This window comes from Escherichia sp. KCJ4928, from assembly GCF_004352695.1.
Lineage (GTDB): Bacteria > Pseudomonadota > Gammaproteobacteria > Enterobacterales > Enterobacteriaceae > ECMA0423.
The window spans coordinates 1-213 of sequence record NZ_SJWV01000897.1; the positions used below are offsets into that span (position 1 = coordinate 1).

Here is a 213-nt window from a genome sequence, read left to right on the forward strand (position 1 = left end):
AGATGGAGGCACGGCACCGCCCGGTGTCGCGGAATATGTGAACAACGGAGGAAATCCCATGCAGTATGCGAAATCTGTCACTCTGAACGTTGAAGAGTGCGACCGCCTTTCTTTTCTGCCTTACCTGTTTGGCAACGATTTTCTGTATGCCGAGGCGTATGTGTACGCGCTGGCGCAAAAAATGATGCCGGAATATCAGGGAGGCTTCTGGCA

Annotated in this window: 1 pseudogene; it reads left to right on the forward strand. The window is 52.6% G+C overall.

The features are described 5' to 3' along the window. Positions 1–58: 58 nt before the first annotated feature. Positions 59–213: pseudogene (locus tag E0D98_RS27310) on the forward strand (antirestriction protein); the annotation flags it as partial.